This is a genomic window from Actinomycetota bacterium, assembly GCA_030684515.1.
Taxonomy (GTDB): domain Bacteria; phylum Actinomycetota; class Actinomycetes; order S36-B12; family S36-B12; genus UBA11398.
In genome coordinates, this window is the sequence record JAUXVJ010000027.1 from 26188 (window position 1) to 41281 (window position 15094).

Annotated in this window: 13 protein-coding genes; 1 reads left to right on the top strand and 12 read right to left on the bottom strand. The window is 60.2% G+C overall.

The genetic code is table 11. The features are described from left to right. Positions 1-21 precede the first annotated feature (21 nt). The 6 genes from galE to Q8M73_11925 are packed head-to-tail and all read right to left on the bottom strand — an operon-like array spanning position 22 to position 7280. The gene (gene galE / locus Q8M73_11900) at positions 22-990 is read right to left on the bottom strand and encodes a UDP-glucose 4-epimerase GalE (protein ID MDP2289254.1); all 969 of its coding nucleotides are present in this window, start codon (positions 988-990) and stop codon (positions 22-24) included. Next, positions 987-1880 carry a phosphoribosylaminoimidazolesuccinocarboxamide synthase gene (locus tag Q8M73_11905; GenBank protein ID MDP2289255.1) on the bottom strand — a complete coding sequence of 298 codons (894 nt, stop codon included), beginning with the start codon at positions 1878-1880 and terminating at the stop codon, positions 987-989. Before Q8M73_11905 ends, galE begins: the two co-directional genes overlap by 4 nt. Continuing rightward, complete coding sequence (gene purB / locus Q8M73_11910) at positions 1877-3304, bottom strand: adenylosuccinate lyase (protein ID MDP2289256.1); 1428 nt, start codon at positions 3302-3304, stop codon at positions 1877-1879. The genes Q8M73_11905 and purB overlap by 4 nt, the downstream gene beginning before the upstream one ends. A gap of 12 nt (positions 3305-3316) precedes the next feature. Further along, entirely contained in the window at positions 3317-4579 is a 1263-nt protein-coding gene (gene purD / locus Q8M73_11915; protein MDP2289257.1) for a phosphoribosylamine--glycine ligase, read from the bottom strand. A gap of 22 nt (positions 4580-4601) precedes the next feature. Further along, positions 4602-5939: an aspartate aminotransferase family protein gene (locus tag Q8M73_11920; GenBank protein MDP2289258.1), complete on the bottom strand. Its 1338-nt coding sequence runs from the start codon at positions 5937-5939 to the stop codon at positions 4602-4604. 48 nt (positions 5940-5987) lie between these two features. Further along, on the bottom strand, positions 5988-7280 hold the full coding sequence (locus tag Q8M73_11925; GenBank protein MDP2289259.1) for an adenylosuccinate synthase: 1293 nt from the start codon (positions 7278-7280) through the stop codon (positions 5988-5990). A gap of 63 nt (positions 7281-7343) precedes the next feature. Here Q8M73_11925 and Q8M73_11930 point away from each other — a divergent pair, with 63 nt between their 5' ends. Next, a complete protein-coding gene (locus Q8M73_11930; GenBank protein ID MDP2289260.1) occupies positions 7344-8426 on the top strand; it encodes a Gfo/Idh/MocA family oxidoreductase in 1083 nt (360 codons plus the stop codon). On the opposite strand, the gene Q8M73_11935 is transcribed toward Q8M73_11930, so the two are convergent. The 6 genes from Q8M73_11935 to xylA form a co-directional block, all read right to left on the bottom strand. Beyond that, on the bottom strand, positions 8413-9240 hold the full coding sequence (locus Q8M73_11935; protein ID MDP2289261.1) for a hypothetical protein: 828 nt from the start codon (positions 9238-9240) through the stop codon (positions 8413-8415). The two genes, Q8M73_11930 and Q8M73_11935, sit on opposite strands and share 14 nt — an antisense overlap. Then, positions 9240-10457, bottom strand: a complete 1218-nt coding sequence (locus Q8M73_11940; protein ID MDP2289262.1) for an ROK family transcriptional regulator — start codon at positions 10455-10457, stop codon at positions 9240-9242. The genes Q8M73_11935 and Q8M73_11940 overlap by 1 nt, the downstream gene beginning before the upstream one ends. Before the next feature lie 12 nt (positions 10458-10469). Next, the gene (locus tag Q8M73_11945; protein ID MDP2289263.1) at positions 10470-11762 is read right to left on the bottom strand and encodes an ABC transporter permease; all 1293 of its coding nucleotides are present in this window, start codon (positions 11760-11762) and stop codon (positions 10470-10472) included. Next, a complete protein-coding gene (locus tag Q8M73_11950) occupies positions 11759-12544 on the bottom strand; it encodes an ATP-binding cassette domain-containing protein (GenBank protein ID MDP2289264.1) in 786 nt (261 codons plus the stop codon). Before Q8M73_11950 ends, Q8M73_11945 begins: the two co-directional genes overlap by 4 nt. A gap of 99 nt (positions 12545-12643) precedes the next feature. Further along, on the bottom strand, positions 12644-13756 hold the full coding sequence (locus Q8M73_11955; GenBank protein MDP2289265.1) for a substrate-binding domain-containing protein: 1113 nt from the start codon (positions 13754-13756) through the stop codon (positions 12644-12646). Between the two features lie 77 nt (positions 13757-13833). Further along, positions 13834-14997 carry a xylose isomerase gene (xylA, locus tag Q8M73_11960; protein MDP2289266.1) on the bottom strand — a complete coding sequence of 388 codons (1164 nt, stop codon included), beginning with the start codon at positions 14995-14997 and terminating at the stop codon, positions 13834-13836. Between the last annotated feature and the right edge of the window lie 97 nt (positions 14998-15094).

Sequence of the window (15094 nt, forward strand, 5' to 3'; positions counted from 1 at the left end):
AGTCCCGAGGACTGGAAGGAACTATCGCCCGTGCTGGGCACCCCACGCCGACCATGCAGAGGCCACCATCGCCGTCAGGTCGTACTGGGCCTGCCAGCCGAGCACTTCGTGAATGCGAGCAGTGGCCGCGGTCGAATCTTCAGGATCTCCCGGACGTCGGCTGACCACCACAGGGTGCACATCGGTGCCGATCACATCGGAGATGACATCCATGACCTCACGCACGGAGGCGCCGACTCCGCGCCCGACATTGAGGGCCTGTGCCTCCTGCTGATGCTCAAGGTGGGCCGCAGCGGCGACGTGGGCATCGGCGAGGTCGACCACATGGATGTAGTCGCGGATCGCCGTGCCGTCGGGGGTCGGGTAGTCGTCGCCGAAAATCTGCGGCGCGCGCCCGCGCTCGAGCGCGTCGAAGACCATGGGGATGAGGTTGTTGATGCTGGTATCGCCGAGTTCGTCGCTGCCCGCACCTGCGACGTTGAAGTAGCGCAGCGCGATCCAGCTGAGGCCAGTGGCGATGCCCTCGGCCTTCACAACCCACTCGCTGACGACCTTGGTCTCGCCATAGGGCGACTCGGGCTTGATCTGAGCTGACTCAGCGGTCGGGTTGCTGACTGGCGTGCCGTAGACCGCGGCCGACGACGAGTGCACGATGCGTCTGACTCCTGCATCAGCCATTGCCTCCAGCAAGGTGATGATCCCGCCGACGTTCTCGCGGTAGTAATGCAGCGGGGTGTCGATCGATGCCGCCGGAGCCTTCTTCGCAGCGAGGTGAATGACGCCATCGACCTGGTGTTCAGTGAGCACGTTGGTGAGGGCATCCCTGTCGGCGACGGATGCCTGGACGAATACCGCCGCATCCGGAATGCGTGCCGCATTGCCGGTGGAGAGGTCGTCCACGACCACCACGTCACGGCCGCTGGCGAGCAGCGCGCGCGTCACGTGGTTGCCGATGTACCCGGCGCCGCCGGTGACCAGCCATGTGGTCACGCGAAGCGCTTTCCGGTCAGTCGTTCGTAAGCCTCAACGTACTTCGCACGGGTTTGCTCAATGACGTCTTCAGGCAACGCCGGTGGCGGCTGGCCACTGGACTTGTCCCAGCCAGACTCTGGAGACGTCAGCCAATCGCGCACGAACTGCTTGTCGAAGGAGGGCTGCTGCCCGCCCGGCGACCAGGTGTCTCGCAGCCAGAAGCGTGAGGAGTCGGGAGTGAGCACCTCATCAGCCAGCATGATGCGTCCGCTGAATCGTCCGGTCTTTGCGATACCGAACTCAAGCTTGGTGTCGGCGAGAATCAGATCGCGTTCATCGGCAATCTCCGACGCTCGCTCATAGATGGCCATCGTGAGTCGCTTGAGCTCCTGCGCCTCTTCTTGGCCGATCATCACGATGACTTCGTCGAAGTTGATGTTCTCGTCATGATCGCCGATCGCGGCTTTGGTTGCCGGGGTGAAGATCGGCTTGGGCAGCAAGGAGCCATCCTTCAAGCCAGGTGGCAGGCCCACATTGCAGATCGAACCCTTGGCCTGATACTCGATTAGGCCAGACCCCGTGAGATATCCGCGCGCCACGCACTCCACCGGAAGCATGTCCAAATCGGCACAGACCATCGCGCGGCCTTTGACCTCATCGGGCACTTTGCCCGGGGTGACGTGGTTGGGAACGATGTCTTCCAACTGCCGAAACCACCAAAGGGACAGCGCAGTCAGGATGCGCCCCTTATCGGGAATGAGCGACGGCAGGACCCAGTCGTATGCAGAGATGCGATCACTTGCGACGAAGAGCAGTCGCCCTTCGGGTGTGCGATAGAGATCGCGCACCTTGCCTGAGTAGACGTGCTCGTACTCGGCCGACAGGCCGTAGTCAGGTGCAGCGATCACAGAATGTCTCCAGGTGAGTAGCCGGCGGCAACCGGATGCTCAGCAGTGATCGCTGCCACCCGACCGACGATCGATTGGACCTGTGCCGCGGCCGCTCCGGTGAAGGCCAGTGGTTCGGCAATCAAGGCATGCAACTCGTCAAGGGACAGCTGTAGGCGAGGATCCGCTGCGAGTCGCTCAAGCAGGTCGTTCTCGCCTACTGACTGTTCGCGCATCGCCAACGCAACGCTCACGGCGTGCTCCTTGATCGCCTCATGCGCGATCTCGCGGCCCACGCCCTTGCGCACAGCCGCCATCAGCACCTTGGTTGTCGACAGGAATGGCAGATAGCGATCAAGTTCGCGATCGATGACTGCCGGGAATGCGCCGAAGTCATCAAGCACCGTAAGGAAGGTCTCAAAGAGCCCGTCAATAGCGAAGCTGGCGTCTGGCAGGGCGACGCGGCGCACAACAGAACAGGCGACATCGCCTTCATTCCATTGGTTACCCGCAAGATCAGCGGCCATCGTGAGGTATCCCCGAAGAATGACCGTGAAGCCGTTGACCCGCTCGCAAGAACGGGAGTTCATCTTGTGCGGCATTGCTGACGAGCCGACCTGACCGGGGCGAAAGCCCTCAGTGACCAGATCGAGTCCAGCCATCAGTCGGATCGTGGTGGCCAGGCTAGAAGGTCCGGCGGCAACCTCGAGATAGGCCGAGATCACGTCGAAGTCCAAAGTGCGCGGGTATACCTGACCGACGCTGTCCAGAATCCGCGCGAAGCCAAGATGCTGGGCGATTTCCTTTTCGAGCGCCGCGAGCTTTGCTGAGTCACCATCGAGGAGGTCAAGCATGTCCTGCGCAGTGCCCACTGGTCCCTTGATGCCGCGCAATGGGTAGCGCCCGATGAGATCGTCAATGCGCGCATAGGCGATCAGCAGCTCATCGGCTGCCGATGCGAAGCGCTTGCCAAGAGTGGTGGTCTGAGCCGGCACGTTGTGCGAACGACCGGTGATTGCGGTGTCGGAATAGGCCACGGCCAAGCTGGACAGACGCTGCAGTGCGGCAACGGTCTTGTCACGAGTCAGCAGCAGGGACTTCAACACCTGCAGTTGCTCAACATTCTCGGTGAGATCGCGCGAGGTCATGCCAAGGTGAATGAGCTCATGACCGGCAAGGTCGTTGAACTCCTCTATGCGCGCCTTCACATCGTGCTTGGTCACACGCTCGCGGGCAGCGATGGATTCCAGATCAACCTTGTCCACGACCGCGATGTACTGCTCAATTGCTTCGGCCGAAACGCCGAGCCCGAGCTCGGACTGGGCGCGCATGACCGCGATCCACAACTGGCGTTCCATGACGATCTTGGCATCGGGAGACCAGATCGAGCACATGGCCTCAGATGCGTACCGACCAGCAAGGACATTTGGAAGAGTGGCCGTCACTGACGCAGTCTTTCATGCCTGACTGGCGAGCTCGGCGATGTCACGCCGGTGATGAGAGCCGGCAAGCTCAATCAGGTCCACTCCGGCATAGGCCCGTTCGCGCGCTTGGCTGAGTGTGTGCCCGATGGCAGTGACCGAAAGCACGCGACCACCAGCGGAAAGCACTTGGCCTTCGTCGTTCACTCTGGTTCCAGCGTGCAATATCTGCACCCCTTCTATTGCCTCAGCAGCAGCAAGGCCCTGGATCGCGTCGCCAGTGACAGGGCTCTCGGGGTAGCCCGATGAGGCGATGACCACCGTGACAGCAGCGCCCTCATGCCATTGCAGTGGTGGCAATTCAGCGAGGGTGCCTTGAGCTGAAGCCATGAGTACCTGCCCAAGAGGCGTCTTCAGCCGAGCCAGGACCACTTGAGTCTCGGGATCTCCGAAGCGGGCGTTGAACTCCACCACCCGGATTCCGCGCGAGGTGAGCGCCAGCCCGGCGTACAGCAGGCCGCTGAAGGGAGTGCCGCGCTTCTGCATTGCGGCAATCATCGGTTCAAGAACAGCCGAAGTGATGTCTTCCACCACATCTGCCGGAGCCCAGGGCAAGGGCGAATAGGCACCCATGCCACCTGTGTTGGGTCCCTCATCGTCATCAAATGCCCTCTTGAAATCCTGAGCGGGCTGCAGGGGCACGATGACCCTGCCGTCAGCGATGCCGAACAGCGACACCTCCGGCCCGTCGAGGTACTCCTCGATCAACACACTCGCTGTGCCATTGCTGAAGCAGGCGTAAGCATGCCTCAACGCCTCTGCCAAGTCTGAAGTGACGACCACCCCTTTGCCGGCGGCAAGTCCATCGTCCTTGACCACGTATGGAGCTCCGAATTCTTCAAGCGCGGCCGCTACGGCGTCCATGTCTGCGCACACGAGCGCTTGAGCAGTGTCGACACCGGCTTCGGCCATCACCACTTTGGCAAATGCCTTGCTTCCTTCAAGCTGTGCCGCGGCAGCCGATGGCCCAAAACAGGCGATGCCTCGCGCACGGACGGCATCAGCCACGCCAGCAACGAGCGGGCCTTCGGGCCCGACCACTACAAGGTCAGCAGAGATTTCAGATGCGAGCAATGCGACGGCCTCGGGATCCTCAGCCTTGACGGGGAATACATCGACAACCGCACCGATGCCCGCATTTCCGGCGGCGCACGCGACATACGTCACCGAAGGGTCGACCAGAAGTGAGGCGACCAGGGCATGTTCACGGGCACCAGAACCGATCACGAGAACACGCATAGGCGTGACCTTATCCAGCCCGCTAAGAACCGACGTAGTGCCGATCGACCACGGTGAACACGGCATCAAGTCGCTTCAAGGCCTCGTTGCTTTCATCGATGGTGATGGTGCACGGCGGCACAACGTGCAGCCGGTTGTAGTTGGTGAACGGCAGCAGTCCGTTGTCCTTGCACGCCGACAGGAGATCAGCCATCGCAGCCGATGAACCGCCATAAGGCGCTAAGGGCTCGCGCGTAGCGCGATCAGCAACGAGCTCCAGCGCCCAGAACACACCAAGGCCGCGGACTTCTCCGATCACAGGATGGCGTTCCTGCAGTGCACGCAGACCAGGACCAAGAACATCCGCACCAATCATTCGTGCGTTCTCCACGATGCCTTCTTCCTGCATCGCGGTGAGCGCCGCAACGATTGATGCCGCAGCAAGTGGGTGGCCCGAATATGTCAGACCCCCAGGAAAGACCCGCTCATCGAATGTCGCCGCAATCTCATCCGAGATGACCACCCCACCCACAGGTACGTAGCCGGAGTTGACGCCCTTGGCGAAGGTGATCAGGTCGGGCTCGACATCGAAGTGCTCAAAGGCAAACCAGGCACCGGTGCGCCCGAATCCGCACATCACCTCATCAGCAATCAGCACGATTCCGAAGCGATCGCACAGTGCCCGCACTCCGGGCAGATAGCCCGGCGGCGGAACGAGAATGCCTGCGGTGCCGACGACGGATTCCAGCACGATCGCTGCAATCGTCGCCGGGCCCTCAAATGCGATGACCTGCTCCAAGTGCGAGAGCGCACGTTCGCACTCCTGCGCTTGGTCATCTGCCCAGAAACTCGAGCGGTACAGGTACGGGCCGAAGAAGTGCACATGGCCATCAGCGAATTCATTGGGCCAACGTCGCGGATCACCCGTTGCAGCAATGGCCGCACCGGTATTGCCGTGGTACGAGCGGTAGAAGGACAGCGCCTTGCGCCGACCAGTATGCAGACGCGCCATGCGAATTGCATTCTCGATCGCATCAGCGCCGCCGTTGGTGAAGAAGACCTTGTTCAACTGCTTCGGGGCCAATGAGGCAATCAGTGCAGCGGCTTGGCTTCGCTGATCATTGGCGTAATTGGGATTGACGGTGGCCAGCACCGCAGCTTGGTCCTGAATGGCTTTGACGACCTTGGGGTGCTGATGCCCGATATTGACGTTCACCAGTTGTGAGGAGATGTCCAGATACCTGTTGCCGTCGTAGTCCCAGACCCAACTGCCTTCAGCGCCTTGGACTGCCAGCGGATTCAACGCTGCCTGCGCACTCCATGAGTGGAATACGTGTGCGCGATCCAGATCAACGATCCGTTTGCCCTCTTCAGGATTCACAGGACCATCATGCCGTGCGCCAGCGCAGTGTGGGCAGTACAGACGAACTCAGTTCGAGCCGATCAGATCGTGAATCGAAATCGTGGCATCGCGATCCTGGCCAACGCCGATTGCGCTGATGCGGGTACCTGAAATGTCTTCCAGGAACTGCACATAGGAGCGGGCATTGGCTGGAAGATCCTCTACCGTACGGGCCGCGGAGATGTCCTGGGTCCAGCCCGGCAGGTCCTCGTAGATGGGAACAGCGTGATGGAAGCCGGTTTGCGTCATCGGCAGCTCATCCATGCGCGTTCCATCGACGTCATAGGCGACGCACACGGGGATGCGATCAAAGCCGGTCAGCACATCGAGCTTGGTAAGGAAGGTGTCAGTCAGACCATTGACGCGGGTGGCAAATTTTGCGATCGGGGCATCGAACCAACCGCATCGGCGATCACGGCCGGTGGTCGTGCCGACTTCGCCGCCGATCTTGCGCAAACGCTCGCCATCAGCGTCGAAGAGCTCCGTTGGGAAAGGGCCCGAACCAACCCGAGTTGTATAGGCCTTCAGGATGCCAACCACCTTCGAGATGCGGGTGGGCCCAATGCCACTTCCGGTACAGGCGCCACCGGCGGTGGGGTTGCTTGATGTGACGAAGGGGTAGGTGCCGTGATCGACGTCAAGCAGAGTGCCTTGACCGCCTTCGAGCAGCACCACCTTGTTCTCATCCAAGGCCTTGTTCAGGAGCAGGGAGGTGTCAGCCACATATGGGCGTAGTGGCTCGGCGAATTCCAGCAGTGCTTCCACGATCGCGTCCACGTCCAGAGCCCGACGGTTGTAGACCTTGACCAGCACCTGATTCTTGCCATCAAGTGCGCTCTCTACCTTCTGACGAAGAATCGAGGTGTCAAAGAGATCCTGCACGCGAATACCAATGCGCGAGATCTTGTCGGCATAGGTAGGACCGATGCCGCGACCAGTAGTGCCGATCTTGGAATTGCCAAGGAATCGCTCGGAGACCTTGTCCAAGGTGACGTGATACGGGGTGATCAGATGAGCATTGGCGCTGATGAGCAGCTTGGAGGTATCCACTCCACGCTCATTGAGCCCGCGCATCTCCGCAAAGAGCACTGCCGGATCGATGACCACGCCATTGCCGATGACGGGAATGACCTCAGGGGTCAGGATGCCGCTGGGGAGCAGGTGCAGCGCGAACTTCTGATCGCCGATGACAACAGTGTGGCCTGCGTTATTTCCGCCTTGGTAGCGCACGACATAGTCGACGCGCCCACCCAGGAGATCGGTCGCCTTGCCTTTACCTTCGTCTCCCCATTGGGAGCCGAGCAGAATGATCGCGGGCACGGGCGGAAAGGCTACCTGACCTAGGGGGATTCCCCTATTCGGTTTGAGTGCTTCACTAGACACATGAGCAACGAGCGCGGAGTCCTGCTGCTCGGCTATGGCCTGGCCGGACGCGTCTTCCACGCTCCCTTGATCGGTGCCGAGCCTGGCTTTGAATTGAGAGGTGTCGTCACCAGCAATCCTGATCGGATTGCGCAGGCCAGGACTGACATTCCTGGGATAGCTATCTACCCGAGCACTGCGCAAGCTCTGGACGAGTGCACCGATATCGACCTTGTCGCGGTGGCCAACGCAAATCGCGCCCATGTCCTGGATGCTCGCGCCGCGATCACGGCTGGCAAGCATGTGGTCGTCGACAAGCCGCTGGCTGGATCAGCTGCTGAGGCACAACAGCTTGCCCATGAGGCGCAGGCAGCCGGCGTCCAGCTGCACACCTTTCAGAACAGGCGATGGGATTCAGACTTCCTGACCGTGCAGTCAGTGATTGCCTCCGGTGCTCTTGGTACGCCACATCGCCTTGAGTCGCGATTCGAGCGGCTGCGCGTTGATCCCAAGGGTAATTGGCGCGAGTCCTCAGACCCGCAGGATCTCGGCGGAGTGCTGCTGGATTTCGGCGCTCATCTGGTGGATCAGGCCATGGAGCTCCTGGGTCCAGTAACGGAAGTGACGGCATACGCCCGTTCGCTGCGGCGGCACGATGGTGCCGACGACGATATGGAGATCCTGCTCACTCATGCCAGCGGTGCCCTGAGCCTTCTCTTCGGTAGTCAAGTGTCAGCCTTTGGGCAGCCACGCTTCAGCGTGCTTGGCACCAATGGTGGCTTTCGCATAGAAGAGTCCGACAGTCAGGAGTCTCGACTCCGCGAGGGCCAGTCACCCTTGGCTCCCGACTGGGGCGCTGAGTCATTCACTGGTGAACTGATCATCGGCCTGCCTGATGGTCAGACAAGCCACTCGCAGGTGGCCATGCAGGCAGGCAACTGGACGCGCTTTTACGCGCAGGTCCACGCGGCAATGGCACACGATGCCCCGTGGCCAGTGCCGATTGCTGACGTCATCGAGAACCTGCGAGTGCTGGATGCCGCCCGTGAATCGGTGCGCACGTCTTCACGAGTGGCGCTGACCCCGGCAGCTACGCACGCGTGAAGGACCAGGCCGTCTGCTGACTGAGCGGCGTGCCCGGAGTGACCATGGTGACCGGCCCGAAGGGGCCTTCATTGACGCCGTTCGGCGGTCCTGTCTGTGGCTCCACGCACAGGTATTCGTCGAGAGCGTCATACACAACAAACCACGAATGCGACTGGTGAATCTCCAGAGTCAATTCCTGGCCCCACGTCACACGAGCGCGATGGTCTGCGACTCGAAAACTGTCATCGAAGGATCCGTGCTCGCTTGGGGGGGTCTGCAACGCACCACTGAGTTGGAAGCGGTCATCCTTGATCGCCAGCGCAGCGCCAGACATCTGCCATTGCGCGTCCCCAAAGCGCGTGCGTTTGCGCAGCCAGGGATGCATGCCGATGACCGCCGGAAATTCGCTGTCATGGGCTCGCACACTCAGACTGGTGCGCAGCACTGATCGATGCAAGGACCAAGTCAATTCCATGCTGCCACGCCAGGGCCAGGTCTGGCCAAGTTCTGTGCGCAGAGCGCACCAGGCGTGATCGGACTCCTGGGCAAGGCCCACCACGACCCAAGCCCGATCAAGCACTGTTCCATGCAGGGCCCAATCCTTGTAGTTGCGCGGCATCGGCCAGGAGCGCCCGTCAAGATGCAGTTGATTCTCAGCCAAGCGACCGGCCCATGGGCCCATGGGATACATCCCGTGCTCAACTGGATCCTTGGACGGGCCTCCCAGGAGTTCAACGCCATCCAGTTTCAGCGACGTCGCCCGCCCGCCATGCGCAATGTCAATGCCCAGTTCCAGATCGCCGCACCGCAAGGTGATCGGAGCCCGAGCCATCAGGAGGTCAGAAAGCTGCTGGACTCGCGCAGGGCCTCAATCGGTCCGGCCAGGAGCGGCACGAATGCGGACTCAGCAGCGCCAACCAATGTGCTCTCAACACCAAGCACCGGAGCCACAATGTGCACCTGTTCGCGCGAAGCTCGGATCGCGTGCGCAACCTTGTCCTCGATGATCTTGCGGACCTCAGGAAGCACTTCACTGAGGTGACCTCCCAGCACAATGACATCGGGATTGAAGATGTTGATCAGATTGCTGATGCCGATGCCCAGCCAGGCTCCCACAGCGTCGAGTCGGCGGACCGTATCGCGATCCCCTGCCTGTGCCGAGGCGATGACATCAGCAACTGTGGTGTCACCATTGGCGTTCTTCAGACAACTGATGATTGCGTCAAGTCCAATCACGGTCTCCCAGCACCCACGCGAGCCACACCTGCACGGGGCACCATCTGGATCAACGACCATGTGGCCGACTTCGCCGCCAAATCCACCGGCCCCGGACATCAACTGATCGTTCAAGACCACGCCGCCACCGATGCCGACCTCACCCGACAGATAGATGACATTTCGCAAGCCGGCTGCTGCCCCGCGCACGTGCTCAGCCAGAGCGCCCAGATCCGCGTCGTTGCTGACGACCGTGAAAGGCACCTCACCGAATTCGTCGCGCAAGGCATGAGAGAGCAACTTGCCCAAGGGCACATCGACCCAGTCCAGGTTGGGTGCCTGCTTCACCAGTCCATCGCGTGGATCCACGATGCCGGGGACGCCAACCCCAGTACCGACCCACAGTGCATCCTGCGGCACGGAATCCAGCAGCTCGTGCGACATGGACAGCAGTTGACGCACGGCCACGGCTGGGCTTACCTCCGCGCGCATGTGGGTGTGCTCAACGCGATCGATGATGATCCCGCCGAGCCCGACAACTGCTCCGACAACTCGTTCCACGCGAAAGTCGAAGGCCAAGACCACAGCGGACTCTGCACGCGGAGCCACCGTAAGCGAAGGTCGGCCAACCGAACCAGAAACTCCGGGCTCTTCAACTACCAGGCCCTCGTCTTTCAGCTCACTGACGAGCGCACCAACCGTGCTCCGATTCAGGCCGGTGTGAGCCACGAGTTCTGAGCGCGAGGTCTGACCTTCAAGATGCAGTCGCCGAAGAACTGTCGACAGATTATTGCGACGCACTTCATCCTGAGAGGCCGCTAGGGAGGTTCTCATCGCGGCTGTGAATTACCCGCCGGCAGACGAGCGCTTGCGAGTGATCGCGTCGACACTCGCTGCAACGAGAAGTACTCCACCAGTGACGACGTACTGAATACCTGACTGGTCGGTGACCAAGGGCAGGCCGTTTGCAATCACCGCGACAACGAGCCCACCGATCACGGCGTCAATGACTCGCCCTCGTCCCCCAAAGAGTGAGGTTCCGCCAATCACGGCCGCGCCCACCGCAAAGAGCAGGGTTTGTGCACCACCAGTGGTAGGCGAAACGGAGTTGTCTCGCGAGGCTAGGAGCACACCTGCGATTGCAGCCATGAACGAACAGACCATGAAGCAACTGATCTTGATGTTTGAGACACCGATGCCAGCGCGACGGGCAGCTTCAGTGTTACCACCGACAGCGTAGATATGGCGCCCATACGAGGTGCGCCCGAGTACAAAGGTCAAGATGACAAGCAGGATGAGCACTACCAGCACAGCCCACGGCACGCCTTGAATGACCGGGATGCAGCCACTGTCATCTGGGCTGGCACACGCCTCCCTGCCTGGGCGCACTATCTGACGCTCCTGATTCAGGATGTACACCGCGGCACCGAGCAGCACCGCCAAGGTCACGACCTTGGCAATCCAGACTGAAGGAGCTGGCGATACGAGCGCGTGCTTGCGACGATTCTGGATCGCGCGCAGACTCACCCCGGCGTAGCCCAGCACGACGACGATCCAGAGCAACCACCCGGCCCACACAGGCATGTTGTTGTTCATGATGGCCAGCAGGAACTCGTTTTGAATCGGGATGGTGCCGCCTTCGCCGATGATCAGCAGCATCACACCTTGCAGCCCGAGAAACGCTGCCAAGGTCACGACGAAGGAAGGGATACCGAGCCGCGCAACGAGCACGCCTAGAACAAGGCCGATGAGCAAGCCAGTTGCAAGGGCTGCTGCAAGCGCAAGGGGCCATGGCCAGTTGTTGTTAGTGAGCGTGACGCCAAGAACGGCTGCGCAGGTACCTGCGGCAAAACCGGCAGAAAGGTCAATCTCACCCAAGAGCAGGACAAAGACCAATCCCATGGCAAGGACGATGATCGCGGTGCCTTGGTTCAGCAGATTGGCAAAGTTCAATGCTGTGAAGAACACTCCGCCCTGAAGAATGCTGAAGAGCGCGATGAGTGCGATCAAGCCGAGCACTGCTGGCAATGAGCCGGTGTTGCCACCCTTGACTCGACCCCAGTAGTCCCTCAGCGCCTGCGAAATGCTGGTTTCATCGCGGGCCTCGGGAATGTCGGTATCGGTTACCTGAGTGCTCATGCCGAGACTCCATTGACAACCTCAGGGTGCAAGCCAAGATCCCCGCTTCGTCCGGTAGTGATGAGTTCCACTATCTGGCTGTGGGTGAGCTGATTCGCCGGCACCTGAGCCGCCATATTGCCCAGATACAAGCACGCAACACTGTCCGAGACACTCAGCACGTCGTTCATGTTGTGCGAAATGATGACGACTGCCAGGCCGTTGTCAGCCAGACGCCTGACCAAATTGAGCACCTGCTCTGTCTGAGCAACACCGAGCGCGGCTGTTGGTTCATCAAGGATGACCAATTTCGAATTCCAGAGAACTGCTCGCGCAATGGCGACTGTCTGTCGCTGTCCACCCGAAAGGCTCGACACCTGTTGCCGAACGGACTTCAGAGTTCGCACCGAAAGGCCACGCAGGGTTTCAGTTGCCCTGCGCTCCATCGTGATCTCATCAAGCACGAGGCCACGAGATTGCTCGCGCCCAAGAAAGAGGTTGTGCACCACGTCGAGGTTGTCGCACAGAGCCAGATCCTGATAGACGACCTCGATGCCCAGGGCATTTGCAGCGCGTGGCTCCGAGACATGCACAGGCTTGCCTTCGAACAGATACTCGCCTGAATCAAAGGGGTAGATGCCAGCGACACCTTTGACAAGCGTGCTCTTGCCGGCGCCGTTGTCACCGACAAGTGCGGTGACCTGCCCTGCATACACGGACAAGTCAACGTTGCTGAGCACTTGTACGGGTCCGAAGCTCTTGTTCACACCCCGAAGTTCAAGTGTCGGAACAGCTGAGGACATCCCCTACCTCCATCTTCGCGAGACCAGACACCTGCAGCAGCCGCCCGGTGAAGTGGTGGGGGTAGACATCACACCTACCCCCACCTCCTCTACTGATTCTTAACTAACGCCGTACTTGGTGCAGGCTTCCTTGAGCTTTTCCGTCGTGCAGATGGCGTCGGCTGTGGTGAATCCATCAGCGACAACATCCTTGACGTTCTCCGGGAAGATTGCCTGGGGTACGAGCAGTACTGACGGCACGGAACTACCCGATGTGCTGTCATCGGTCGATCCTGTTGCCTGCGAGGCTGCAGCAGCGGTGTCACCATTGCTCAGAGCAATCGCAAGCGCGGCTGCGGCATCTGCTTCTTGCTTGACAGCCTTGTAGACCGTCATGCACTGGGTGCCCAGCAGCACGCGCTGAAGACCCTCATTGGTTGCATCCTGACCAGTGACCGGGATCTTGCCGGCCTGACCGTTGCGTGCAAGCACGGAAGCAACAGCTCCACCGAGTCCATCATTTGCTGCTGCCACGCCGACAAAGTTGCCCTTTGCCTTGGTGTACATCTGCTCGAAGATGGTGCCGGCCTTGGTGTTATCCCAATCGGGAACCGACTGGTCGGCTGCGATGGTGTAGCCAGCATCCTTCAGAACTGTCTCGTAACCCTCCTTGAACAGGGTTGCGTTGTTGTCCGTTGGCGAACCGTTGAGTAGCGCAACCGGTCCGTCAGTGTTGCCATTGGCCTGCATGCAGGTCACCAGACCTTCACCGATCTTGGTGCCAACTGCCACGTTGTCAAAGGACACGTAGTAGTCCGCGCCACCACCGAGTGTCAAACGGTCGTAGTCAATGACAGGCACACCTTGGGCGGCTGCCTTCTTGATCACGGCTGCTCCCGAAGGACTGTCGAGGTTGACAATCATCAGGGAGGTCACCCCGCTCGCCAACATCTGGTCTGCGATCGTGGCGAACTTCGCTTTGTCACCATTGGCGTTCTGGATGTCGTACTGCACGCCAGCTGCGGTGAAGGCCTCTTCGAGGAACTTCCGATCGGCTGTCTCCCAGCGGGCTGATGAGGCGGCATCCGGAAGGATCACACCCACCTTCGCCGTGGAATTCGACGCCGGAGCTGAACTTGCATCACTGCTGCTGTCGGTACTGCTGCTGCACGCAGCCATGAGCAAGGAGGCGGCCGCAAGGCCGACTACTGCTCCATAGAGTTTCCTGGACATACGTTGCTGTCCTTTCCTCGCAAGATGCCTTGCGCTGTTGAGTTGGGACCGTTCCTTGCCTTGTGTCACCGACCCGGCTACACGCCGAGAATCCGATCAATGACGAGCTGGTCGAGCGCCTCATTTCCGTAGCCTCGTTTTGCAAGACTCTCGGGACTGAATTGCTCCGCCAGCAACCTGTCTGCCACCTCGCGTGAGTACGAGCCAACAGTTGGGACCGCGAGTTCGGGAACGCCGGCCAATGCCTGCGCTTCCTTGACGCGGGGATCGTTGTCGAACTCGCGAGCCTTGGCTGCGAGTGCGAGATAGGTGCGCATGCATCCCCGGGCAAATTCCCAGATGCCTGCACCGCCTTCATTGCGATAGGGACGGCAGTCGAAGTGCTTGGGGCCGCTGTAGCCGGTTGATTCGAGTAGCCGCACAAGGAAGAAGTTGTCCTTGATTCCTTCGGAGCCAAATCGCAGGTCCTGGTCGTAGCGGCCGATCTTCTGGTCGTTCAAATCAATGTGGAAGAGCTTGCCCTGCCAGATGGCTTGCGCCACTCCTTGATAGAAACTCAAGCCGGCCATCGTCTCGTGAGCCACCTCAGGGTTCAGCCCGACCATGTCAGGATGCTCAAGGCTTTGGATGAACGCCATGGCGTGTCCGATAGTTGGCAAGAAGGCATCGCCTCGCGGCTCGTTCGGCTTCGGCTCGATTGCGAATCGAATGTCGTAACCCTTGTCGATTGCATAGCCACAAAGGAAATCCAGCGCCTCTTTGTATCGAGACAGAGCGTCGGCTGGCTCCTTGCTTGCAGCGCTCTCTACGCCCTCGCGACCACCCCACAGTACGTACGTGGGTGCACCGAGTTCCGCGGCAACGTCGATGTTTCGCAGGGTCTTTTGGACTGCAAGCCGGCGAACGCTTCGGTCATTGGAGGTGAACGCTCCGTCTTTGAACATTGGATGCCAAAACAGATTTGTTGTTGCCATCGAACAGACAATCCCAGTCTCTTCAAGACCTTTCTTGAAACGGTCAAGCTCAGCACGCCGCTGAGCTTCGGGTGCTCCGAATGTCATGAGGTCGTCGTCATGAAATGACACTCCCCATGCACCGATCTCTGCCAGTCCCCGGATGAAGTCAACAGGATCTATCGCCGGCCGCGTAGCTTCGCCGAACGGATCGCGCCCTGAGTGACCAATGGTCCAAAGTCCGAAAGCGAAACGATCCTCTGGCTTGGGCTGCAGTTCATCTGACACGGCGCTACCTGACTTCTCGACGATCAATCTGTATATGTTGTGCGACACAACATATGGGGCATGGAGTTAGTCGACAAGCCCTATGTCAAAAAAACTT